We start from the raw sequence: 21,621 nt of genomic DNA, 5'->3' as shown, positions 1-21,621 counted from the left end.
GTGCTCTAGTCCAGCACCTCCCCCAGCGCCACCAGGCAGTACGCCGTGATGAGCACCGGGTCGTTCTCCATCCAGCGGTCGTCCAGCACGCGGAAGCTGCCATCGCCGCGCTGCAGGTCGGCCAGGCGGTCGACGAGGTCGTTGGCCCAGTTCACCCGCTCGGTCGAGCCGTCGGGAGCAACGGTGTCGATGGTGGGCTCGCCCGTGGCGTCCAGGGCGCGGGCGAACGTGAGCATGTAGTAATAGAAGCCGTCGGTGCCGATGCCGGGGTTCTCGGCCAGCGTGTAGTTGCGGCGGATCCAGTCCCACGCGGCGGCGACTCGGACGTCGTCGGCGGGCAGCTTGGCGTAGGCGTAGCTCTTGAAGCCGGCGTAGGTCATCGAGCCGTAGGCGCGCAGGCGGCTTGCGGTGGAGCCGTCGCTGAGCGTCTCCTCGATGGTGCCCGCCTTGCTCTCGCCGACGCCGGCCTGGTCGCCCGTGGGGCCCGTGGCATAGATGAAGCCGCCCTGGCGAGAGCCCTCGGCGTAGTCCATGTCGTTGACGCGGTCGTCCATCTGGATGCGCTCGAGGAAGGCGATGGCGCGCTGCACGGCCGGATCGGTGTGGTCGACGCCGCTGGCCTCGAGGCCCCACATGAACATGTGCATGTTGCTGCCGTCGGGGCGGCCGCTGCCGCCGTAGCCCACGCCGCCGTAGAAGGGATGGCTCGCATCGACTCGTCGAACCTCACCGGGCAGGTTGTCGGCGGCATCCTCGTGGTACTGCAGCCTCTTGAGGAAGGCCTGCGCGGCGGGGATGGCGGCGCGGGCGGCGGGGTCGTCGCTGCGGGGCAGGGCGGCGAGCGAGATGGCGGTGTTGTAGTTGGCCAAGATGGCGTCGTAGATGCCGCCGTCGGGCTGGATGTTGCTCAGCACGAAGTCGAAGCCGCGCTTGGCCGGGCCCTCGCGGGTGCTCATGGGCTCGATGGGGCCCGCAGGGTCGCCGGTCAGGCCGATGAGCACCAGGCCGGTGATGGCCGGGAAGGCCGGCCCGCGCTCGGGCACCCGCCAGCCGCCGGTGGCGTCGTCCTGCTGGCTCAGGAGGTACTCGATCGCGCGCTCGCGGACGAGCAGGGCCCGCTCGTAGTGCGCCGGCGAGAGCTGGCCGCCGGTCTGGGTGACCGCAGAGTCCTGCGCGTTCGCTGTCTCCGGCAGCGCGACGGCGACCAGCGATGCCGCAATACCAACCCATTGCCCGATGCCCATTGCCATTGCCTCCTATATCAGCCGGACCATCCGCCGCCCGATCCACTCGGCCGCCAGCAGCACCAGCAGCGTGAGCAGCACGATGGGCCGATCCCACAGCGGCTCGGTGTCGGGCGTGCCGGCGATGATGACCTCCCGCCGCGGCAGCGCGTCCGGGAGCTGGTCGAGGTCGTCGATCGTGAAGGCGCGGCCGCCGGTCTCGGCCCGGAGCTCTTCGAGCAGCGCGTGGTCGGCCGCGGGGTCGCGCAGCTCGTCGCCTTCGAGCAGCACCTCGACCTCCGCGCGGAGCGCGAGGGGCGCGAGTACCGGCTCGTCGACGGTGACCTCGTAGCGGCCCGGCTCGGTCGGCAGCCAGCTGGCGGCGTAGCCCTGGGCGAGCGTTCGTCGTGCGCCGGTGTCCTCGATGGCAAGGGCAATGGAGCGGCCGTCGGCCGGTCCCATGCCCTCCGGCGCATCGATCCGTCGCACCCGGGCGCTCACCGCGGGCAGCCGCAGATCGACGAGCGATTGCTCGAGCAGGCGGACCTCGATGCGGGTGGGCCGATCGACGATGGCGGGCCTCGGCGCGACGGCGAGCGCGGCGTCCACGCCCGAGCGCGCCAGCCGGCCCCGGGCCTGCAGCCGGATCAGCGGCAGATAGAAGCGCTCGAAGAGCGGCTCGCCCCGGCCGTAGCGATACCGCCAGATCTCGTCGGTGGCGACGTAGACCACGCGGCCCGCGCCGTAGGGCATGGTGAGCACGCCGGGCGTGGTGGCGTCGGCCGACGCCGGCGCCGGGCCGCGGGCGTCGCGCAGCGTGGCGAGGATCTCGGTCGTGGGCTTGAGCGCCCCCTCGGCGATGCGCTGGGCCCACCGCAGCCGCGACCAGCCCGTCGCCGGATCGCTCAGGTAGTCCGGCCAGCCGGCGAGCTGCTCGTCGAGCCGCAGCACGCCCAGGCGCTCGCCCGCGTCGGTGCGAGCGAGCACGACATCGCCGGGAACGCGGCCGACGCCGCGCCCCTCGTCGAGGCGGAACGGCAGCAGGTCCTCGAGCGGCGTCCCCCGCCAGCTCGCCGGCGTCGATGCCTCGCCGCCGATCCACAAGAGTCCCGCGCCGCGGGCGGCGACGTGCTCGCGGATCTGGTCGAGCTGCTCGGTGCTGAAGAGCGTGGAGCGGACGTCGCCGAGCACGATGACGTCGTACTCGGCCCAGTCCTCGTCGCGGCTGGGCGGGAAGCCGATGGTGACGTTGCCCTCTTCGATGAACGACCGCCGCGAGGCGAGCAGCATCGAGCTGGATTCGATGCTGCTCTCGCGGAGCAGCATCTGCGTCAGGAAGCGGCGCTCCCACCGCGGCGTGCCGTCGATATAGAGCACCCGCAACGGGCGATCGACGATGCGGATGTCGAGCGTGGCTGCGTCGTTCTCCTGCAGCAGGTCGGGCGTGTCGGGCACGAAGCGGGCCGCCCAGCGGACCTCGCCGTCGGCGGGCCAGGCGCCGGTGAGCGTGGCCTCGATGGCGTCGGCGTCCCACCGGGGGTCGGTGGGGTCGATCCGCTGCTCGTCGATGACCTGCCCTGTGCGCGCGTCGAGCAGCCGCAGCACGCCGCCCGAGGCCGCCGCAGGCCCGCGGCGTTCGAGCGTGACGGCAACGGGGATCTGGTCGCGGGCGAAGGCGGCCTCGGGGCCGACGGCCTGGACCACCGCGACGTCGGTGGCCTCGCTCGGGCTGCCCAGCGGCACCACGTGCACCGGCACGCGCTCGCCGGCGAGGCGGCGGAGCGTCGCGGTCCGCGGGCGGTCGACCGAGCGGCCGTCGCTGAGCACGACGATCGCCGATAGCGGCCGCGCCGCGGCACGCCCGACGGCGGCGGTGAGCGCCGCGCCGAGCGCCGTGCGCCGCCCGTCGGGCGGGGCCAGCGCGCCCGGGTCTTCGCCGGCGGCCGGATCCAGCGGCAGCTGGAACGCCGCCGCATCGAAGCCGAGCCACACCAGCTCGCGATCCTCCGCGATGCCCGCAAAGGTTGGCCAGTGCCGCTCGATGGCGGCCCGCAGCTGCTCTTCGCGGGTCGCCCGCGGCCCCGCGCCGCCGACCATGGGCGCGTCGGCCACCCGCATCGACACGGATCGGTCGACGAGCACGACCACCCAGTCGCGCTCGACGCGCTCGTTGGGGCGTTCGAGCTTGGGGCCGGTGACCAGCAGCACCACGAGCGCGAGCGTCAGCAGCCGCAGCGCCGCCAGTGCGTATCGGGCGGGTCTCGGTGCATCCAGCCGGCGGTAGCTCCAGGCCGCCAGCGCGATGCAGCCGGCGATGGCGAGCGTCCAGCCCCAACCGGGCAGCGGACGCTCGAACGCGAGCGCCACGCCCTCGTCGCCGAAGCCAAGCTCCCGCAGGCCGAACACCCGCGAGAGCGCGCCCACGAGCGGCGTCCACGCGTTCATGCCGCCACCCCCAGCCCCGGTGCGGCGGGCCGTTGCTCCAGGGCGTCGGCGTGGCTGAACAGCCGCGCGAGGATCGTCTCGATCGCCAGCAGCGCGAGCGCCGCCACGAGCAGCGCGAAGCTGATGGGCGTCCGCGGCTCGCTCTCGGCCAGCGCGTCGGCGGGGTCGAGCCCGCCGTCCTCGCCGAGCCACATGGGCTCGCCGCCCGCGAGGTCGCCCAGCCACCCGCCGACCTGGGCCCGCGCCACGGCGTCGCGGTTGGCGCCGGCGACGTCGGGGGTGACCGAGACCAGCCCGAGCGGCCGCAGCGAGGCGTCGAGGGCCGTCCAGGTGCCCGCGCGGCGGATGGGCCGCACGCCCGCGCCGTCCTGCACGGCGACGTCGGGCTGGGGCGGTCTGGCATCGTCTCGGGTGGCGCGCAGGAGGGCGGCGGCCGGCGGCGCGGCGGGGCGGTCTCCCGCGACCGCGACGCGGGCCCCGCGCGCCACGCCGACGCCCGCGCGGACGAGCTCCTGCACCAGCGGCACGACGACGGGCCGCGCGGGCAGATCGGTCCAGTCGGCCGACAGCGGCACGGCGAAGGCCACCACCACGCCGCGGCCCGCACGGCCCGTGGCGGCGCCGGTTGTGGTGCTGCTTGCCCCCGGGCGGCCGGCGAGCGCCGCGGGCTGGCCGTCTTCGAAGACGAGCATGGCTCCGCCGTCGCCGCCGCCCGCCGACAGCGGCATCGAGCGGAAGACCGAGACCGGCCGCAGCAGGTCGGGCAGTTCGCCCTCGACCAGCCGCAGCAGGCCCGCGGGATCGTCGGTGGCCGGCACGGCGAGGGTGCGTGGCGCCTCGTGCTCGGCGGCGTCGGGGCCCATGCTCCAGGGCAGCCCGAGGGCGCGCATCGCCTCGCGCTGCCACGCCGCCGCCGTGGCATCGGGATCGGGGAACAGGGCGACCAGCCCGCCGGCGGCCGCCCACTCGGCCAGCGTCCGCCACCCGCGGGGCCGCACCGCCGAGGGCCGCAGCACGAAGGCGGCATCGACGCGGAGCAGCCGCGCCGCGTCGATGAGCGCGGGATCGATGACGCGGAAGGCGACGTCGGCGAGCGCGTCGCCCTCGCCGGTGGCTTCGGGCGCGAGCACGACGCGCAGCCAGTCGATTGGTTCGGAGGGGTCGAAGCCGCCGTCGTCGACCGACGCGGGTGCGATGAGCGCCACCGTCAGCTGCCGGCGGACCTCCACGGGCGTGGTCGCGCGGTCGTCGGCGGGCAGCGCGTCGCGCTCGGCCAGGATGGCCTCGACGTAGGCCAGGCCGCGGGGCCGCCCCGACAGCGGTGCGTCGAGCACCACCGCGCCCCGCCGCTCGCCCGGCCGCAGCCGCACGGCGCCGTCGACCCACACCGCCGGCCCACGCTCATCCACGAAGCGGACCCGCACGGTCGCGGTCCGCTCGAGGTCGACCAGGTCGCCCGAGCGCTCGACGGTGACGCGGACGGGCGCGGCCTGCGCGACGGCGTCGCCCTCGCCCACGACGACGACCGGGCGGATGGGCTCGATGGCCGCGATGCCGGTGTTGCCCGGTGCGGCGTCGGCGGACGGACGCCAGCTGGCGAGCAGCGCGATCCCGCCAGCATCGATGGGCTCGGTCGCGGTCGACACGTCGTACACGCCGGCCGCCGCGTCGGCCAGCAGCGCGACGACCCGCCGGCCCCGCGGCAGCCCCTCGGCCTCCTCGCGGGCGATGTCGGCGGCCACCAGCCGCAGCGCGCCCTCGGCGTCGGCGGCGGCCTCGGTCTGTGGCACCGCCTCCACCAGCGACTGCACCGCGCCGAAGTCCGCCGATGCGGGCAGGCCCGAGCCCCGCTCGGCGGCAGTGGCGTCGGCGCCGAGCGGGCCGGCCAAGGGGATGATCGCCACGCGATCGCCCCGGCCGCTCCGCAGCGACCGCAGCAGGTCGAGGGCGGCCGCCTTGTGCCGCTCCAGGGCGGCGGTGCCGGCGGCGTCCCGCGCGTCGCCGGCGATCGAGTTGTCCACCAGCAAGTAGAGCGTCACCGGCCCCCCGCCCAGCAGCCCCGCCGCGCCCAGCAGCGGCCGCCCGAGGGCGAAGGCGAGCAGCGCCAGCGCGAGGCAGCGCGTGGCCAGCAGCAGCCAGCGTTCCAGCTGGAGCCGCCGGCGTCGCTTGCGGATCGCCTCGAGCAAGAAGCGCATCGCGGCCCACTGCACGGGCTTGCGCCGCCGCCGCATCAGCAGGTGGATCAGGATCGGGATCGCAACGGCCGCGAGCCCGAAGCCCAGGATGAGCGGGTTGAGGATGGTCATGCCGCCGCTCCGCGGCAGGGCCATGGGCAAGGGGGAACGGGCAATAGGGCGGAGGGGCACGGTCCATACGAGCCGCGGGCGTGAGCACGCGGCCAACGCACGCCCATGGGTGCCGCGGGACCAGGCAATGAGAATCGCACAGATGCCGCCGGCATCCTCCCCCCCATTGCCCGTTCCCCCTTGCCCATGGCCCCCCTCACCCGAGCTTGCTCCGCTTCAGCAGCGCCTGCCGGCGGGCCACGAAGTGGGCCAGCGGAGGACCGAGCCAGTCGTGCGTGCCCAGGCTGTGATAGTCGAAGCCCACGCGGCGGACGCCCTTCTCGACGGCGGCGTTGTGCTGGCCGAGCGCCTCGAGGTAGGCGCTGCGGATCGCCCGCGGATCGATCCGCAGCCGCTCCTCGCCCTCCAGGCCGTCGAAGGGCGCGGCGTCCTTGAAGTCGAACTCGGTCTCCTCGCGGTCGAGCACCTGGAAGGCGATCAGGTCGTGTCCGCGGTGCTTCACCCGGGCGCACGCCGCCCGGAGCGTCTCGAGGTCGGCGAAGAAGTCGCTGATGACCACCAGGAGGCAGCGGTTGTTGAGCTTGCCCAGCACCTGGTCGACCACGCGGCCCAGCTCGGTCGGCCGGTCGACGGGCGTCTGTGACAGCGCCTGCACGATCCGCCGCCAGCTGCCCTGGCTGCTCGATCGTGCGACGGCGGTCAGCACCGAATCCGCGAAGGTGAACAGCCCCACGCGGTCGCCCTGCTGCAGCGTGATGTACGACAACGCCGCCGCCAGCGCCGTGGCGTGGTCGTACTTCCGCCAGATGGTGCTGCCGGTCGGGCCCGTGGACTCGCCCGACGCCGCCGCGTCGGAGAACAGCCGCGAGCCGTAGGCCATCGAGCCCGAGGCATCGACCAGCACCACCAGGTCGAGGTTGGTCTCCTGCTGGTACTGCTTGAGGTAGAGCTTGTCGCTGCGGCCGTAGACCTTCCAATCGAGGTGGCGGAGGTCGTCGCCGGCGACGTACTGGCGGTGCTGGGCGAATTCGACGCTGATGCCCTGGTAGGGGCTGCGGTGGGCGCCACTCATGACGCCCTCGACGATCATCTTGGCCCGCAGCTCCAGCGTGCCCAGGCGGGACAGCGTCGAGGGGTGCAGGTAGAGCGTGGCGTCGACGGCGCGGTCCGCCGCCCGATCCGTCGATCGATCGGCGGCCGCTTGGGCCTCGGTCGGGGTGGGCTGGGCGTCCGCCACGGGGGCATCCTACCGATGCGGCGGCCCAGCGGATCCGCCGTTGTGGTCCCGGCGCGACTACCGGCAAACGATTGGGAACATCCCCACAGGAGGCGTGCCATGGCCGAGCAGCAATCGATCGACACGATCCAGGGCCTGTTCCAGAAGGTCGCCGATGCGAGGGCCGAACTCCAGGCCGCCGTCCACCAGGCCCACGGCTCCGACGTGCCCCGGGACTACGCGTTCGGGACCGGCGAGGGCGAGGTGACGCTCTCCGAGCTCTTCGGCGGGCACGACGACCTGCTGGTCATCCACAACATGGGCCGCTCGTGCAGCTACTGCAGCCTGTGGGCCGACGGCCTCGCGAGCCTGCACCCCAAGATCACCGAGCGAGCATCGATCGCCCTCTCCAGTCCCGACGCGCCCGACGTGCAGGCCGAGGTCGCCCAGCGGCGGGGCTGGCCCTACCGCATGGTCTCGGTCGCGGGCAACACCTTCGCCGAGGACATGGGCTTCAAGAGCGAGCGTGGCTACCTGCCGGGTGTGTCGGCCTTCCACAAGAACGAGGACGGCTCGATCACGCGGAGCGGGTCGGCCTACTTCGGCCCGGGTGACGACTTCTGCGCCATATGGCCGCTGTTCGACCTACTCGAGGGTGGCGCGAAGGGCTGGGAGCCCCGCTAGGGCGAGTGCCGCGGCGCGGCGCTCGGCGCCATTAGCGGGGCCGGCCGCCGCGGCGCTCGGGCTCGAACTCGCCGCGGTACCACGGCAGCGTGTCGTCGATCTCGGCCTGCACGATCTCTCGGATGCTGCCGTCGAGCCAGCAGGTGTTGCAGCCCCCGCCGTGGCGGAAGTACTCGGCGTTCTCCTTGTCGCCGTGCTGGAAGAGATCGTTGAGCGTGTCGCCGTTGCCGTCGAGCATCTGCTCGTAGCCGTCCTGGAAGACGATGGTCGTGCTCGGGTACTGGACCGTCGTGATCCGCTTGGGCCGTGGATTGTTGTATCCGCCGGTCTTGAAGAACGCGCTATCGCTGGCGCCCAGCGTGTCGCGGAAGACGCCATTAAAGCAGAAGGTCGCGAAGTCGAAGTTGCCCTCCGAGCCGCGCCCCGCACGGGTGTAGCGGTCGATCAAGTCGGCGGATGGGCAGGCCCAGACGTCCCAGCCCGAGAGCTGCGTGCGGGCGCCGATGCCCACCTCGGGGTCGAAGAACCGCTCGTTAGTCTGGACGCCGAGGTAATCGTCGTAGAGCGCCCCCCAGTAGGTCCCCTCGCCGCCCGGCAGGGTGGGGTCCCAGTCCTCGTAGTAGGGCAGCAGCACGTTGCGGCTGGGCCGGCCACGCTCGATCATGCGTGAGGAGAAGTTCTGGCGGCTTCCGTGGTGGTACTCGTCGTTGTCGGTGGCGTAGCCGAACCAAGCGGTGTAGATCTGCTTCATCTGGCTCTGGCACTGCACCTTCTTGGCGGCTTCGCGCGCGCCACCAAGGGACGGCAGCAGGATGCCAATCAGCAGCGCGATGATCGCGATGACGACCAGGAGCTCGATGAGCGTGAACGCGCGGCTCGTTGCAGTCTTGCGGCTCGGCATGCGTGCTCCCGTTCTGATGCAGGACCCGCCCGACGCATCGAGCGGGCGGGCAGATGTTGCGTGAAACCGTGCGATTGGTGCGATCGAGCTGGCGGAGCCGCGGGCCGGGGCTTACCGGGGTCGGCCGCCGCCCCGGGTGTCCTCGGGCTCGTACTGGCCGCGGTACCAAGGGAGGGTGTCGTCCATCTCGGCCTGGGCGATCTCTCGGATGCTGCCGTCGAGCCAGCAGGTGTTGCAGCCCCCGCCGTGGCGGAAGTACTCGGCGTTCTCCCGGTCGCCGTGCTGCCGCAGGTCGTTGAGCGTGTCGCCGTTGCCGTCGAGCATCTGCTCGTAGCCGTCCTGGAAGACGATGGTGTTGCTGGGGTACTGCACGGTGGTGATGCGCTTGGGCCGCCCGGCGTTGTAGTCGTTGCCCGGCTTGAAGAAGGCGCTGCCGCTGCGGGGCTGCGCACGATCCAGGAACACGCCGTTGAAGCACATGGTGGCGAACTCGAACTGGCCCGGCTGGTCCCGGCCCGCCGGGGTGTACTGATCGATCTCACGGGCGGCGGGGCACGCCCAGACTTCCCAGCCGGGCAGCAGCGTGCGATTGCCGATGCCCACCTCGCGCTCGAAGAACTCGCGCTTGATGTCGACGCCGAGGTAGCTGTCGTACAGGGCGCCCCAGTAGCTCCCCCGGCCGAGCGGCAGCGAGGCATCCCAGTCCTCGTAGTAGGGCAGCAGATAGTTTCGATCCGAGTCGAGCTGCACCATGCGTGAGGAGAAGTTCTGGCGGCTTCCGTGGTGGTACTCGTCGTTGTCGGTGGCGTAGCCGAACCAAGCGGTGTAGATCTGCTTCATCTGGCTCTGGCACTGCACCTTCTTGGCGGCCTCGCGCGCACCGCCCAGCGACGGCAGCAGGATGCCGAGGAGCAGCGCGATGATCGCGATGACCACGAGCAATTCGATGAGCGTGAATGCACGTTCCCCGCGGCTCTGCATGTCGCCTCCTGCGTGTCTCATGGTTGGTGTACGGTCGGCCCCTTGCCACCGGCGGGGCTGGCTCTACAGCGTCGTGACGCAAGCATAGTTGGGAAGCGTCGATCGTCTACCGCCGATGCGGGCAACCACGCAGCCCTTCGCGCAATCTTAAACATCTCTTTGCATCGTCCAAAGCCGATGCGCAGGGCCCGCCGTCTAATGTTGTCCTCGCGAGTGCGAGAGCAGAGATATCCCGCGTAGGTCGAGCAAATCCGCCAGCGGCGGCGGGTTGCGCGAACGTCGATGGCAGGCGTCCGCGTCTCGCGTAATCGGTACGCCATCCCCGAGCACCCACACGAGGAGATGACCATGATGATCCGTAGCGCAGCCCTGACGCTGGCCCTGGCCGCCGGCACCGCCCTCGCCCAGGAGGGCACCGAGATCGTGTTCGATCCGCCCATCTCGGGCGGCGGCGTCGACTCCTTCGAGCTGTCGGCCGACGGCCTGACCATCTTCTTCGTCGGCGAGGTCGACGACGGCCTGGGCCCCGAGACCTTCGACATGCTCTACAGCGTGCCGGTCACCGGCGGCGCCGTCACCCTGCTGAGCGACCCGCTGCTGCACAACGACGTCGATGACGCGCCCATCGTCGGCGACGGCGTCGTCTTCTTCCGCGGCGACCAGACCCTGGGCAACCCCAGCAACGACTGGTTCCGCGTGCCCGTCGGCGGCGGCGCCCAGACCCAGATCACCGACAACACCGGCATCGCCGGCGACGGCGAGCTGATCCTCGGCGGCACCGAGCTGATCTACACCAACGACGAGGCCATCGACGGCGTCTGGAACGCCCTGACCGACGGCAGCCTGGACTTCTTCCAGCTCACCCCCATCGACGTCGACGTCGACCAGTTCCAGTTCGACGTCACCTCCGATGGCCTCACGCTCATCTACGGCAGCCAGCAGGACGGTGGCCCCCAGCCCATGGAGTTCGGCATCCTGCCGACCGACGGCTCGACCTTCGACCCCACGCTCGTCACCCCCACCGACGTGCCCGATTTCTTCCAGATCGTCGACCTCGAGCTGGCCCCCGATGACCGCACCGTGGTCTTCACCGCCGAGTTCGACTTCGACGGCCCCGAGAACCTGATGACCTTCGACATCGTCGACGGCGGAGCGCCCACCAACATCGTGCCCCTGACCTCGCCCGGCCAGGACATCGATTCGTTCGCCATTTCCCCCGATGGCACCATGGTGGCCTTCGGCGGCGACCTGGTCACCGAGAGCATCGACTCGCTCTTCGTGGTCAACATCGACGGCACGGGCCTGCGGGATCTGACCCCCGACCTGCCCTTCTTCGTCGACGTCGACGGTGGCTACCGCGACATCCGCTGGTCGCCCGACGGCAGCCGCATCTTCTTCGTCCGCGACCAGGCCTTCGAGGATCTCGACGGCATCTTCTTCGTCGACGTCGACGCGGTGGTCTGCCTGCCGGACATCGACGGCGACGGCGAGCTGACCATCTTCGACTTCCTGGGCTTCCAGAACCTCTTCGACGCCGGCGACCTGGCCGCCGACTTCGACGGCGACGGCGAGCTGACGATCTTCGACTTCCTCGAGTTCCAGAACCTCTTCGACGCCGGCTGCCCGTAACCGGCCATCCCGGGCTCGCGCCGGCGGCGGGGGGAGGACCCGGCGGCGCACCGCGAGCCGACATGCCGACACGTAACGACGGCGGCGTGCGCGGAAGCGCACGCCGCTTCTTTTCTTGCGCCCCACTCCGGAAGATCGATCGTCCCGGCCTCGCCAGTCTCGCCGGTCTCGCAAGGCCGACGGTCGAGGCCGGGCTGCACTCCCGAATCCGGGCGGGTCGAGCTCTATAGATAGCTCCCCGCGTTCAGCGTGCCCGGCCGATCGAGGTTGGTCACCAGGTACCGCAGTGCATCCACGGCGTGGTCCGGGCCGTCCTTGGCCGGCTCCTCGCTCAGCGGCCGCTGCTCGTCGTAGTGGTACCGCTCGAGCGACTCGATCAGCTGCGTGCATGCGGGATCGATGAACAGCGTGGGCGGGCCGTCCGCGGGCCGCAGCCGGGTGCGGAGCAGATCGAGCCCCCGCCGCACGGGCATCCGCCGCGAGCGCACCGTCAGCCCCGCTCGGCCGAGCTGCTGGGCGTCGCTCAGCCCGGTCTGGGCGTTGCCCTGCCAGCCCGCGGGGTCGATGCCGATCCACGCCGCCGCGGGCCATGGCGCGTCGAGGATGGCGTCGACGTGCTCGCCCAGCAGCCGCCGGCTGGCGATCCGCTCGTCCGCCACGTGCACGGTGTCCTCGGGCGACACCGCAGCCCACAGCACCACCGTGGGCGAGCGATAGCCAAAGTCCATCCCCAGCACCCACGTCCAGCCCGCGTCCTCGTCGGTGGCGTCGGCCGGCAGCGGACGCACGTGCTCGCTCGCGTCGAACTCGGGCAGCACCAGGTCGTCGAGCTTGGGGCGGTTGCACGCCATCTCGGCCGACCATGTCGAGAGCGACACGCGGCCCTTGAGCGCGATCGCGTCGGCCACGCTCAGGTGCCCCGCCGGCTCGCCCCGGGCGTCGCGCGTCTTTGCAAGGCCGCCGCACTCGTTCCACAGCGGGCAGGTCGAGCCGTCGTCCCGCCGGCACGCGTGCTCGGGTCCGCAGGCGTCGAGCACGTCGACCACCCCCCACTTGAACAGCCGCCGCGAGCCGTTGGATGCCTGATCGATCAGGTCGCGCATGAGTCCGTGGGCGCGGTGCATCGTGCTGAGCGCCTCGATCGTGCCGCGGACGTGCAGCGGGCCGTCGTCGGTCTCGACCGTCCGCGACCGCGTCGTGAGCTGCGCAGCCTCCCACACCGCCGGATCGAACAGCTCGACCTCGTCGCAGCGGAGCTTCTGCACGCGGGTGCCGCGGACCGACGCCTGCGACTGTGCGAGCAGTTCGAGCCTCGAGCCGTTGGCGAGCGCGACGCGGCGATCGGTGACCCGGCCATCGACCAGTGCGGCGAGCTGGGGGATCGCCAGGAAGCCGCGCAGGTGCGCGTGCATCCGCTGCGCCTGCTCGAGCGAGCCGCCCAGGATGCGGATCTCGATGCCGGGCTTGTAGAGCATGTCCAGCAGCGTGGCGGCCGCGCCCAGGAAGGTCTTGCCCCCGCCGCGATTGGCCCACACCACGCCGTCGACCGCGTCGTCCGGTGCGAGGCCAATCGCGTGCGGCGCATGGTCGGCGAAGAACGCGTGCGCGAGGTAGTCCATCGGCGCAGAGTGCCCCTTGATCAGCGGGACCGACGCGGGCCGCACGCCCAGCAGGTCGCGCACGACCCCCGCCAGTTGCTCCACGGTCTCGGGCCGGGGCGGCAGCGGCGTCACGGGCGGGCTCCCGCATCGTGCACGAAGGCGATGGGCGGGTACGCCAGCGCCGCGTACGCGCGCATCGCCAGCCGCTCGGGCGAGCGCTCCGCGAGACGCCGAGCCCGGGCCCACGCCCCGAGTGCGACGTGCAGACGCGGATCGTCAATGCCGCCGACCGCGAGCGATTCGGCGTCGACGCCCCGGCGTCCGAGTACCCGCGCGAGCCGCCGATCCGCTTGGCTTGGTTCGAGTGGGATCGGACGCATGCCCGCGCGCGCGAAGAAGGGGCACGCGTGCGCCATGGCGGCGATTGCCTCGGTCCGCCGCGTGCAGGGGTCGGCCAGGTACGCCCGCACGAGCCGCACCGCGACGCCCCGCCCGCGGTACCGCGGGTCGACGATGACGCGGGAGATCAGCCGCAGATCGGCGTTGATCGCCTCCGCCCGCGTGCGCTGGTCGGCGTGGTCGTACTCGCCGGGCCAGGCGATCGACCGCCAGCGGTCGTTGAGCGTCGGCATGCTCGCGACCAGCACGCCGGCGAGCTCGCCATCGGCGTCGGCGGCGCGCAGCACGCGGGCGATCGGCCCGGGCCTGCGGGCGGCGTAGTGGAAGCGCGCGAGGGCCCGCAGGTCGGCGGCGTCGCCGGTTTCGATCGCTATCGCGTGATCGCGTGGTCGGTGGTCGTCGAGGGCGGCGAATCGTCGTTGCAGCGCGTCGCATGCCACGGCGGTGCTCCGCGGGGGCGAAGCCGGGCGCGTCGGAGGATCGCGGGGGGCTCGGACGTCTCGCCGGGCAGCGGCAGGATGGCCAGCACGTCGGGCCCGAGCGACTCGAGCAGGTCGTCCCGCGTCGTGGCCACCACGAGCGTGATCACCTCGCGTCGGGCCCACCGTGCCAGGGCGCAGGCCAGCGAGCAGGCGGTGGCGCGATCGAGCTCGGCGGCGAACTCGTCGATGAGCAGGGCGGCGCCGGGCGTGCAGCGGTCCATGCCGGCGGCGATCCGCAGCCGCGCCCGCTGGCCGTCGCTGAGCGCGCCCGCGGGCCGCGCCAGAAGCGCCGCCTCGGCGAGGCCCGCGGCGGCGAGCACGCCCAGCGCCCGCTCGAAGCTGTCGCCGACGGCGTCGATGGCCGGTCGGCGGCGGGGCAGGTGCGCGGGCGGCCGGACGACGGCGCGCCGCTGCCGCGCCAGCCGACGGCCGAGCAGCGCGAGCGCGGTCGACTTGCCGCCGCCGCTGGGGCCGGCGAGCATGAGGATCCGCCCGGGCGCCGCGTCGGCGTGCAGGGCGCGGGCGGCGGCGCAGGCCATGCGGAGCGCCGACCACCGCACGGGATCGTGCTGGTGGTGCATCGGCAGGCCGAAGAGGGCGGCCGCCCTGGTCGCGCGGTCGATCACGCCGCCGTCTCCCGGCCCGGCAGGGCCGCGACCAGCGTGTGCATCGTCGCGCAGTGCTGGCGGACCTGGTGGTAGCTCAGGCCCAGCCGGCTGGCGATGACCCGCATGGGCAGGCCCTCGATGACCGCCAGCCGCGCGACGGCGTGGAGCTGCCGAGGCCAGCTCGATCCGTGGCGGACGACGGCGGCGAAGGCCGGATCGGTCACCCGCTTGAGCAGCGCCCGCACGCGGCGGCGGAGGCGTCGCTCGGGCACGCCCAGCATGACCGCGACCTCGCTGACCCGCATGCCCCGGCCGTAGACGGCCAGGAGCAGCTGGCGTTCCTGCTCGGGCAGATGCTCGCTGGCATCGACGATCTGGGCGACCAGTGCGCGGCGGCGCTTCCGCCGCAGGTCGAGGGTGGGATCTTCGGTCCTCGTGGCCACGGACGTACTCCTGTTCGATGTCGGGTGGCGGACCCTACGAGGGGCCCATCGTTTACTGACATGCTCGATTGGCGGCCATATTGTCGACTAGCTTGAAAACAATTGCAAGGCTAATGTATGGTATAGCCACCCAATGGCGCACCGCGGGGGTCGTCGTGCGCGGGGCATGGTGCTCGGCCTCGATTGGCTCCCCTCTTCGTGGGATAGGTGCCTACGCATGACCGCACGGCAGGCCCGGCAGGACGACGAGATCGCAACCAGGATCGATCGGCAGCCGCCGGCGTTCGGCACGATCGTCCGCGATCGCCGTTTACGGATGGGGCTGAGTTTGCGCGAGACCGCCGAGCGGGCCCGCTGCACCAAGGGCTACCTCTCGCTGCTCGAGCGGGGCATGCGCGGGGCGCCGGGCCCCAAGCTCATGGCGCGGCTGGAGGCGGCGCTCGAGCTGGCGGCGGGCACGCTGTCGGCGGTGGCGGCGATGGAGGCGACGCCCATCGAGCTGCGCGAGGAGCTGGCCGAGCGGCGTCGCCAGGCCGAGGCCGCCCGCCAGCTCGCCTCGCTGCTGCAGTCTGCGGGCCCCGGCGGGCTCGACGATGCCTACCAGAGCGGCGCCTTGCAGCGGCTGGTCGAGCGGCTCGGGCCGGCCGGCGGAGGGGCCGCGGCCGACGCCGAGGGCGGCGCACCCGTTCGTGCATTGCTGCCCGGCGTGGTGCCGCTGATCAACCTCGTGCCCGCGGGGGAGGCCAGCGAGTTCACCGATCTAGGCTACCCCGCCCGCGTGGCGGACGCGTACGTGCAGTCGCCCGACCTGGCCGACCCCGACGCCTTTGCGGCCCGCATCACCGGCGACAGCATGGAGCCGCAGTATGTGGAGGGCGACGTGGTCATCTTCAGCCCGGCCCGCGACGTCAAGGACGGCATGGACTGCTTCGCGAGGCTCGAACCGGACCACGAGACGACCTTCAAGCGGGTCTACTTCGAGCGGGGTGGCGGCGGCGAGGAGCTCATCCGGCTGCAGCCGCTCAACAGCCGCTACGCCCCACGGGTCGAGCCCCGGGAGCGGGTCGCGGGGCTGTACCCGGCGGTGAGCCTGACGCGGGGGATCGGCTGATGGACTAACCGCGAGGCCCGCGATGCGGCCCATGCCCGCAACACGGCGGCGGCCGTGCCTGTATGCTGGATGGTCGGGCGGCGCCGCGTGCACGCGAGCGCGGCCCCGCATCCGGGGGAGCCATGCGACGCGGATTCACGCTCATCGAGCTGCTCGTGGTCATCTCGATCATCGCAATCCTGATGGGCATCCTGATCCCGGCGCTGGCCGGCGCGCGGCTGACGGCCCGGTCGACGGTGGGGGTGGCCAACCTGCGGTCGATGACGCAGATGCTGTTCCTCTACGACAACGAGCAGCGGTCCTTCCCCAACCCCTTCGACCCGCGGGAGGATCCGCGGGAGCGCCGCGTGCGGGGCAGCGAGTGGTACGACGCGCTGCACCCCACGCAGGACGAGCCGTACTGGCGATTCGGGCCGTACACCCCGCCGCAGTGGAACACCGAGTTCTTCGCGTGCTACTGGTACTCGTGGCTGGCCGACTGGCGGGGCGGCACGCGCTTCGATGAGGTGCAGTATTCGCCCGCCGACCGCGCGGCGCTGGACCAGCTCAACCAGCTGCGGACGAGGCCGTCCAGCCGCGACGGCCAGGTGCTGTGGCCCACGAGCTTCTACCTCTCGCCCACGCTGTGGACCCGGCCGGACCGCTTCCGCCGCGGCGCCCGCGAGCCGATGACGCCGAGCGGGCTGGCGACCATCGGCATCGACAGCGTGGCGTCGCCCGAGGCCAAGGTGATGGCGTGGGAGCGGGCCGACTTTGCGCAGAAGCAGCGGACGGTGATCTCGGCGGGCACGGCGCGGCGGGAGCAGATCGCGCCCAGCTGGGTGAACCCGCGCGCCAAGCCGCACGCCGCTACCGCCGACGGCAGCGTCCGCCGCGTGGACATGGATCGGCTGCACGACGAGGCGGCCGAGGGCGGCGAGTACCTGCCCGGCGGCCGCATCGGCCCGAGCGACCTCATGCCGCTGTTCGCGCCGCACCGGCCGCGCATCGACGATGCGTTCATGGGCGGCGAGACCGGCGCCGACGGCGTCAACCCGCTGTTCTTCTGGGCGACGGCGGGGGGCGCGCGGGGGCGGGATCTGCTGCCGTAGGGGGTCTCGGCCGCCCGGCTCAGACCGATTTGATAGCGTGCGCCGCTCGGGCTGCCGACGCGGCGTGCGCGGATACCAGGAGCGCCCCCGCGGCGGCGAGGATGGCAGCTGCGTTCGATGTCGTCGCCGCGAAAATCAGCAGCACGGAGCCGCCGATCACCGCGCCGACGAGGGTCCGCTTTGCGGATGGACCAAGCCGTGCCGGTCGACCGCAGCGAGCCGTGATGGAGTGGCACATGCGGAGCGTCGAGGCGTAGAAGAAGGCCCCCGCGGCGAGCAGGATCGCAAGACCGAGAAACGGCGAGAACAATGCGGCGAAGACCGCCGCAGGCAGGCCGATGATGCACAGCCAGGTGGCCGCGGTGACCGAGAGCCTGCGCTCGTAGCCGGGTAGGTCGTGCTCCTGCCAGCGGCCCTCCCGCGGCTTGAAGCCCGCGATGCAGAACAGCACCGCGGCGGGCACGAGCAGCCCGGGCGCCACGAAGAAGCCCACGTCGGCGATGCCGGGCGATCGTAATGGGTCTGGGTACGCGGCGATGAGCACGCCGAAGAGCCCGAAGGACGCCAGCAGGATGAGGTCGCCCGCGAGCACGAGGTTGCCGTACTCGCGGAACTTGCGGGCGTAAAACGGGTGGGCATCGGTGAGCGAGGCCGTCGCGAGCGATCCCGCCACCGGCCTTCCGCACTCGGGGCACCGCCCGCGCATGGGCAGGCCGCCGACGTCGTAGCGGCACCCCACGCACTGCAACCCCGGCGGCGCGGGATCGGCGATCTCGGGTGGCTCGGCCATCCCCCAATCCAAGCGTGCCCGCCTCGCCGCAACCAGCAAACCCCTGGCACGAATCCCTTTGTGATCGGCGTGCGGGCCGATAGAATGGTCCAGGAGGGCGTGCAGGCATGTCCGGAAACTCGGGCTTCGAGGACAGCCTCGCCGGCATGGGCCGGAAGATCGACGGCACGCTCGATGCCGCCAAGGAGGCGTCCGGCCGCCTGAAGGACCGCATCGCCACGCGGAGCTTCCGGCTGCTGCCCGAGCGCGACCCCGATCGCCCCCGACTCAGCGAGCGCGTCAGCGAGGCCCGCGAGCGGCTGGAGGAACAAGCCGGCAACCCGAGGTTTGCCCTCTACGCATTCGGTGCGGGGGCGGCGCTCGTGCTCGTGGCGGCCGTCGCGGTGGTGTGGGCCTTCGGGCTGGGCGGCGGCGGGGCGAGCGCGTCGGAGTTCGCCCGCGATGCCGAGCTGCGCGCCGCCGCGCAGAAGGCCGAGGCCATGGAGCGGGGCACGACCTCGCCCGCGCTGATGATCCAGCAGCAGCAGGCCGGGCTCGCCCGCGACCAATCCGGATCGAGCCCAGCCGGCACCGGCGGCGCTTCCCCCCGGGGCGGGCCGCGGTAGGGCGGCGTTCTCTAGGCTCCTCCCGTGAGCGACCCCGCTTCGACGCCCGAATCCGGAACCGAGTCCAGAGAGGACCGCCTCGCGCGGCTGCTCGCGCGGGCCCGCGGGCTGCCCAAGGTGCCCGGCGTCTACCTGATGAAGGACGCCCGGGGCATCGTCATTTATGTTGGCAAGGCCCGCGTGCTACCCGACCGGGTGTCGAGCTACTTCGTGCCTAGTGCGGACCTCGGCCCCGCCAAGGCGCCGATGCTCGACGTCGTCGACGACTTCGAGATCCTCGAGTGCGAGACCGAGTTCGAGGCGCTGCTCGCCGAGAACCGGCTCATCAAGGACACGCGGCCGCGCTTCAACGTCCGGCTCACCGACGACAAGACGTTCCCGTACCTGGTCGTCACCCAGCGCGAGGACTTCCCGCGGGTGTTCGTCACGCGCAACCCGGGTGGCATGCGGCCCGACGGCACGACGGCCGAGTATGCCAAGGGTGCCAGGGTCTTCGGGCCGTTCGTCAACGCGGGCGCGCTGCGGGAGGCCGTGCAGGTAGCCCAGCGGGTGTTCAAGTTCCGCGACTGCAAGCTGGACATCGTCGAGGGCGATCCGAAGAACCGCTACTTCCGCCCGTGCCTCCTGTACAGCATCGGCCAGTGCACGGCGCCGTGCGCCGACAAGGTGCAGAAGGAGGCGTACGCGGGCCAGATCGATCGCTTCGTGCGCTTCATGACCAGCAAGCGGAGCCAGATGCTCCGCGAGCTGCGCACCGAGATGGAGGACGCGAGCGCGAACCTCCAGTACGAGCGGGCCGCCGAGCTGCGCGACCAGATCGTCTCCATCGAGAAGCTCGAGGAGCGCAGCACCCGCAAGGACGGCTGGCAGCCCGAGACCGAGATCGGCTACATCGACCCCGAGAAGGGCCTGCGGAGCCTGCAGCGCACGCTCGGCCTCGGCGAGCCGCCCCGCGTGATCGAGGGCATCGACATCGCCCACCTCGGCGGCAGCGAGACCGTCGGCAGCAAGGTCTGCTTCGTCGACGGCAAGCCGTTCAAGAGCGAGTACCGCCGCTACAAGATCCAGACCGCCGACAACGACGACTACTCGAGCATCCGCGAGGTGGTCAGCCGTCGCTACCGCGAGGCCGGCAGCGGCCAGGAGCTGTATCCCGACGTCATCCTGATCGACGGCGGCCTGGGCCAGCTGCACGCCGCCATGGAGGCGCTGCGGGACATGGACGTGCGGCCGCCGATGGTGATAAGCCTCGCGAAGAAGGAGGAGCTGATCTATGTGCAGGAGAGGAGCGAGCCGATCCGTCTCGGCCGCGAGAATCTCGGGCTGAGGCTGTGCCAGCAGATCCGCGACGAGGCCCACCGCTTCGCGCAGCACTACCACCACGTGCTGCGGCGGAAGAAGGTGGTGGGGGAGTGATCAAGCGAGCCGCGTGCTCATGCACGCGGCTCGGACGGAGGGCGCCCGCACTCGGGGCACGTCGCTAGATTCCGCACGTCGTAGCCGCAGCCGAGGCAGCGGCCGCGGAGATTCCAGCGGAGGATTCGGATCGGCCGCTGGCCGTACCACATCGTGGCGAGCACGGCGGCGTAGAAGGCGGTGTTGATCGCGAAGCCGGGCCAGATCGGCATGAGGGGGAGGGCGAAGCGGTCGAAGGCAACGAGATCTAGGGCGCGGGATGAGCCGGCGTGGATCTCGATGCCCGTCGAGATGGAGTGCCTCGGACTCGTCCGCACGCCGCCGAGGGGGACCGGGAGGCGGCGCCTGATGAGATTCTCGTGGAAGGCCGTGCGCTGCTGGGCCACCGCCATCGCGTGCGTCGGCCATCCCGACTCGTGGATAAGCAGCGATTCCTTGACGACGTACCGGGCGTGCGGCTCGATGAGGTAGCTCTCCAGGAACGACTCTTGCCACCCCGGGTAGCGCTCGAGGGTGAGCCAATCGAGCAGGCCCGCCGGGACGAGATCGCCGCTGTCCGGATCGGGCGCCGGCGTGCGGTAGCGTTCGTAGACGCGGGTGCCGGCTTCCATGGATTCAAAGAAGGTCTGCGTCCGGCGCGTCCGCCGATCGTCCTGATTCTGGTGGAACTGCACCCACTGCAGCGCCCAGGACGACGCAATGGTGCACAGCACGCCGCCGGCGATCCAGATCAGGATGATCGGTGCCATCCCCCGCAGCCGCCGGGCCGCGCGTCGGCGTGTCATGCGTCCCGCCGCAGCCGCAGCCGCAGCCGCTGGGGCTTAGCCCCGGGCACCCGCTCGACCAGGCCCCGTGCCTCCAGGTCCAGCTTCACGGTCATCAGCCACCACATGCAACCACCGCTGGGGCTGTGGAACTGTTCGGGGACGGCGTCGAGCAGGTCGATCTCGAGGTCGGCCAGCGTGCGGCCGTCGGGGTGGGGCTTCAGGCAATCGAGGATGGCGCCGCGGTAGGCGTCGTAGCTGGCCTTGTTGACGCGGGTGGGCGACTTTCCCTCGGGGTGCAGCGCCTCGACCATTTCCGGCGTGCGAGACATGTCCGCTCGGTCCGACATGCCGTGAAGGTACGTCCGGACCGAGCGGGGAGGGGCGAGTTTTGGGGAGGAGGGGAGGTGGTTGGCCGTGATCGGCGGGGCCTGGGGAGGGTTGGGCCCCGGCGGGTCGGCTACCGGCGGAAGCCACGCCGGCCGGCGAAGCCGCGGCGGAAGCCACCCCGGAAGCCGCGGCTGGAGCGGAAGCCCCGGCTCGAGCGGAACCCGCGGCTGCGGAAGCCCCGGTTGAAGCTGCGGCTGCGGAAGCCTCGGTTCGAACGGAAGCCCCGATTGAAGCTGCGGCTGCGGAATCCGCGGTTGAAGCTGCGGCTGCGGAAGCCCCGGTTGAAGAAGCCCCGGTTGCCGACGAATCCCTTGTGGCCGAACTTCACGTCCTTCTTGTGGCCCGGCAGGATGAGGACCTTCTTGCCGTGGTCGACGGTGACGACCTTTCCGGACGTGGCCTGGACGACCCCGTCGTTGGCCCGGGCCGGTGCGGCGGCGGCGAAGAGGAGTGCGAGCGAGGAGAGGACGGCGAACTTGTGCAGCGTGGTGGTGTTCATGCCGAGATAAAGCCAGCGGGGCGAACGCTTATTCAAA

At 71.9% G+C, this 21,621-nt stretch carries 20 protein-coding genes; 6 read left to right on the top strand and 14 right to left on the bottom strand.

Going from position 1 to position 21,621, the window contains the following annotated elements; all coding sequences use genetic code 11:
- Positions 1-5: 5 nt before the first annotated feature.
- From AAFX79_08880 to AAFX79_08865, 4 genes are all read right to left on the bottom strand, one after another.
- Positions 6-1,244: a prenyltransferase/squalene oxidase repeat-containing protein gene (locus AAFX79_08880; protein MEO1008668.1), complete on the bottom strand. Its 1,239-nt coding sequence runs from the start codon at positions 1,242-1,244 to the stop codon at positions 6-8.
- 12 nt (positions 1,245-1,256) lie between these two features.
- Positions 1,257-3,668 (bottom strand): hypothetical protein, encoded by a 2,412-nt coding sequence (locus AAFX79_08875; protein MEO1008667.1) that lies wholly within the window; start codon positions 3,666-3,668, stop codon positions 1,257-1,259.
- Positions 3,665-5,974: a BatA domain-containing protein gene (locus AAFX79_08870; GenBank protein ID MEO1008666.1), complete on the bottom strand. Its 2,310-nt coding sequence runs from the start codon at positions 5,972-5,974 to the stop codon at positions 3,665-3,667. Before AAFX79_08870 ends, AAFX79_08875 begins: the two co-directional genes overlap by 4 nt.
- Positions 5,975-6,170: 196 nt before the next feature.
- A complete protein-coding gene (locus tag AAFX79_08865) occupies positions 6,171-7,211 on the bottom strand; it encodes a DUF58 domain-containing protein (protein ID MEO1008665.1) in 1,041 nt (346 codons plus the stop codon).
- A 99-nt stretch (positions 7,212-7,310) separates the two neighbouring features.
- Here AAFX79_08865 and AAFX79_08860 point away from each other — a divergent pair, with 99 nt between their 5' ends.
- Positions 7,311-7,874 carry a DUF899 family protein gene (locus tag AAFX79_08860; protein ID MEO1008664.1) on the top strand — a complete coding sequence of 188 codons (564 nt, stop codon included), beginning with the start codon at positions 7,311-7,313 and terminating at the stop codon, positions 7,872-7,874.
- A gap of 31 nt (positions 7,875-7,905) precedes the next feature.
- Here the strand turns inward: AAFX79_08860 and AAFX79_08855 are convergent, their stop codons facing one another.
- Together AAFX79_08855 and AAFX79_08850 are read right to left on the bottom strand one after the other, a co-directional pair.
- Positions 7,906-8,775 (bottom strand): prepilin-type N-terminal cleavage/methylation domain-containing protein, encoded by an 870-nt coding sequence (locus AAFX79_08855; protein ID MEO1008663.1) that lies wholly within the window; start codon positions 8,773-8,775, stop codon positions 7,906-7,908.
- 111 nt (positions 8,776-8,886) lie between these two features.
- On the bottom strand, positions 8,887-9,756 hold the full coding sequence (locus AAFX79_08850; protein MEO1008662.1) for a prepilin-type N-terminal cleavage/methylation domain-containing protein: 870 nt from the start codon (positions 9,754-9,756) through the stop codon (positions 8,887-8,889).
- A gap of 348 nt (positions 9,757-10,104) precedes the next feature.
- Here AAFX79_08850 and AAFX79_08845 point away from each other — a divergent pair, with 348 nt between their 5' ends.
- Positions 10,105-11,385 carry a GC-type dockerin domain-anchored protein gene (locus AAFX79_08845; GenBank protein ID MEO1008661.1) on the top strand — a complete coding sequence of 427 codons (1,281 nt, stop codon included), beginning with the start codon at positions 10,105-10,107 and terminating at the stop codon, positions 11,383-11,385.
- Between the two features lie 224 nt (positions 11,386-11,609).
- On the opposite strand, the gene AAFX79_08840 is transcribed toward AAFX79_08845, so the two are convergent.
- From AAFX79_08840 to AAFX79_08825, 4 genes are read right to left on the bottom strand one after another with little or no spacing between them, the layout of a single operon-like run.
- A complete protein-coding gene (locus tag AAFX79_08840) occupies positions 11,610-13,118 on the bottom strand; it encodes a hypothetical protein (protein ID MEO1008660.1) in 1,509 nt (502 codons plus the stop codon).
- Entirely contained in the window at positions 13,115-13,825 is a 711-nt protein-coding gene (locus AAFX79_08835) for a GNAT family N-acetyltransferase (GenBank protein ID MEO1008659.1), read from the bottom strand. Before AAFX79_08835 ends, AAFX79_08840 begins: the two co-directional genes overlap by 4 nt.
- Positions 13,756-14,493 carry a hypothetical protein gene (locus tag AAFX79_08830; protein MEO1008658.1) on the bottom strand — a complete coding sequence of 246 codons (738 nt, stop codon included), beginning with the start codon at positions 14,491-14,493 and terminating at the stop codon, positions 13,756-13,758. Before AAFX79_08830 ends, AAFX79_08835 begins: the two co-directional genes overlap by 70 nt.
- Positions 14,490-14,918, bottom strand: coding sequence for a sigma factor-like helix-turn-helix DNA-binding protein (locus AAFX79_08825; protein ID MEO1008657.1), 429 nt, complete (start codon positions 14,916-14,918; stop codon positions 14,490-14,492). Before AAFX79_08825 ends, AAFX79_08830 begins: the two co-directional genes overlap by 4 nt.
- Before the next feature lie 217 nt (positions 14,919-15,135).
- Here AAFX79_08825 and AAFX79_08820 point away from each other — a divergent pair, with 217 nt between their 5' ends.
- The gene (locus tag AAFX79_08820; GenBank protein ID MEO1008656.1) at positions 15,136-16,029 is read left to right on the top strand and encodes a S24 family peptidase; all 894 of its coding nucleotides are present in this window, start codon (positions 15,136-15,138) and stop codon (positions 16,027-16,029) included.
- A gap of 122 nt (positions 16,030-16,151) precedes the next feature.
- Positions 16,152-17,120 carry a type II secretion system protein gene (locus AAFX79_08815; protein MEO1008655.1) on the top strand — a complete coding sequence of 323 codons (969 nt, stop codon included), beginning with the start codon at positions 16,152-16,154 and terminating at the stop codon, positions 17,118-17,120.
- A gap of 19 nt (positions 17,121-17,139) precedes the next feature.
- On the opposite strand, the gene AAFX79_08810 is transcribed toward AAFX79_08815, so the two are convergent.
- The gene (locus AAFX79_08810; protein MEO1008654.1) at positions 17,140-17,910 is read right to left on the bottom strand and encodes a hypothetical protein; all 771 of its coding nucleotides are present in this window, start codon (positions 17,908-17,910) and stop codon (positions 17,140-17,142) included.
- A 107-nt stretch (positions 17,911-18,017) separates the two neighbouring features.
- On the opposite strand from AAFX79_08810, the gene AAFX79_08805 reads away from it, so the two are divergent.
- Both AAFX79_08805 and AAFX79_08800 read left to right on the top strand, forming a co-directional pair.
- Positions 18,018-18,515, top strand: a complete 498-nt coding sequence (locus tag AAFX79_08805) for a hypothetical protein (GenBank protein ID MEO1008653.1) — start codon at positions 18,018-18,020, stop codon at positions 18,513-18,515.
- 24 nt (positions 18,516-18,539) lie between these two features.
- Positions 18,540-19,931, top strand: a complete 1,392-nt coding sequence (locus AAFX79_08800) for an excinuclease ABC subunit UvrC (protein MEO1008652.1) — start codon at positions 18,540-18,542, stop codon at positions 19,929-19,931.
- Positions 19,932-19,948: 17 nt separating this feature from the next.
- Here AAFX79_08800 and AAFX79_08795 read toward each other — a convergent pair whose 3' ends face one another.
- From AAFX79_08795 to AAFX79_08785, 3 genes are all read right to left on the bottom strand, one after another.
- Complete coding sequence (locus AAFX79_08795; GenBank protein ID MEO1008651.1) at positions 19,949-20,716, bottom strand: hypothetical protein; 768 nt, start codon at positions 20,714-20,716, stop codon at positions 19,949-19,951.
- Positions 20,713-21,045: a hypothetical protein gene (locus AAFX79_08790; protein MEO1008650.1), complete on the bottom strand. Its 333-nt coding sequence runs from the start codon at positions 21,043-21,045 to the stop codon at positions 20,713-20,715. The genes AAFX79_08795 and AAFX79_08790 overlap by 4 nt, the downstream gene beginning before the upstream one ends.
- A gap of 110 nt (positions 21,046-21,155) precedes the next feature.
- Positions 21,156-21,584: a hypothetical protein gene (locus AAFX79_08785; GenBank protein MEO1008649.1), complete on the bottom strand. Its 429-nt coding sequence runs from the start codon at positions 21,582-21,584 to the stop codon at positions 21,156-21,158.
- Between the last annotated feature and the right edge of the window lie 37 nt (positions 21,585-21,621).

It is taken from the genome of Planctomycetota bacterium (assembly GCA_039819165.1).
In the GTDB taxonomy this organism is placed as follows: domain Bacteria; phylum Planctomycetota; class Phycisphaerae; order Phycisphaerales; family UBA1924; genus JAHCJI01.
The sequence above is the reverse complement of the archived record's forward strand: the minus strand, read 5'-3'. Positions and strand labels throughout refer to the sequence as shown.

Bases quoted from the DNA above. Each gene is read 5' to 3' on its own strand.
- AAFX79_08795 (MEO1008651.1), bottom strand. From the start codon at position 20,716: ATGACACGCCGACGCGCGGCCCGGCGGCTGCGGGGGATGGCACCGATC.
- AAFX79_08860 (MEO1008664.1), top strand. From the start codon at position 7,311: ATGGCCGAGCAGCAATCGATCGACACGATCCAGGGCCTGTTCCAGAAG.
- AAFX79_08785 (MEO1008649.1), bottom strand. From the start codon at position 21,584: ATGAACACCACCACGCTGCACAAGTTCGCCGTCCTCTCCTCGCTCGCA.
- AAFX79_08880 (MEO1008668.1), bottom strand. From the start codon at position 1,244: ATGGGCATCGGGCAATGGGTTGGTATTGCGGCATCGCTGGTCGCCGTC.
- AAFX79_08850 (MEO1008662.1), bottom strand. From the start codon at position 9,756: ATGCAGAGCCGCGGGGAACGTGCATTCACGCTCATCGAATTGCTCGTG.
- AAFX79_08855 (MEO1008663.1), bottom strand. From the start codon at position 8,775: ATGCCGAGCCGCAAGACTGCAACGAGCCGCGCGTTCACGCTCATCGAG.
- AAFX79_08870 (MEO1008666.1), bottom strand. From the start codon at position 5,974: ATGACCATCCTCAACCCGCTCATCCTGGGCTTCGGGCTCGCGGCCGTT.
- AAFX79_08845 (MEO1008661.1), top strand. From the start codon at position 10,105: ATGATGATCCGTAGCGCAGCCCTGACGCTGGCCCTGGCCGCCGGCACC.
- AAFX79_08820 (MEO1008656.1), top strand. From the start codon at position 15,136: ATGACCGCACGGCAGGCCCGGCAGGACGACGAGATCGCAACCAGGATC.
- AAFX79_08790 (MEO1008650.1), bottom strand. From the start codon at position 21,045: ATGTCGGACCGAGCGGACATGTCTCGCACGCCGGAAATGGTCGAGGCG.
- AAFX79_08875 (MEO1008667.1), bottom strand. From the start codon at position 3,668: ATGAACGCGTGGACGCCGCTCGTGGGCGCGCTCTCGCGGGTGTTCGGC.
- AAFX79_08805 (MEO1008653.1), top strand. From the start codon at position 18,018: ATGTCCGGAAACTCGGGCTTCGAGGACAGCCTCGCCGGCATGGGCCGG.
- AAFX79_08815 (MEO1008655.1), top strand. From the start codon at position 16,152: ATGCGACGCGGATTCACGCTCATCGAGCTGCTCGTGGTCATCTCGATC.
- AAFX79_08810 (MEO1008654.1), bottom strand. From the start codon at position 17,910: ATGGCCGAGCCACCCGAGATCGCCGATCCCGCGCCGCCGGGGTTGCAG.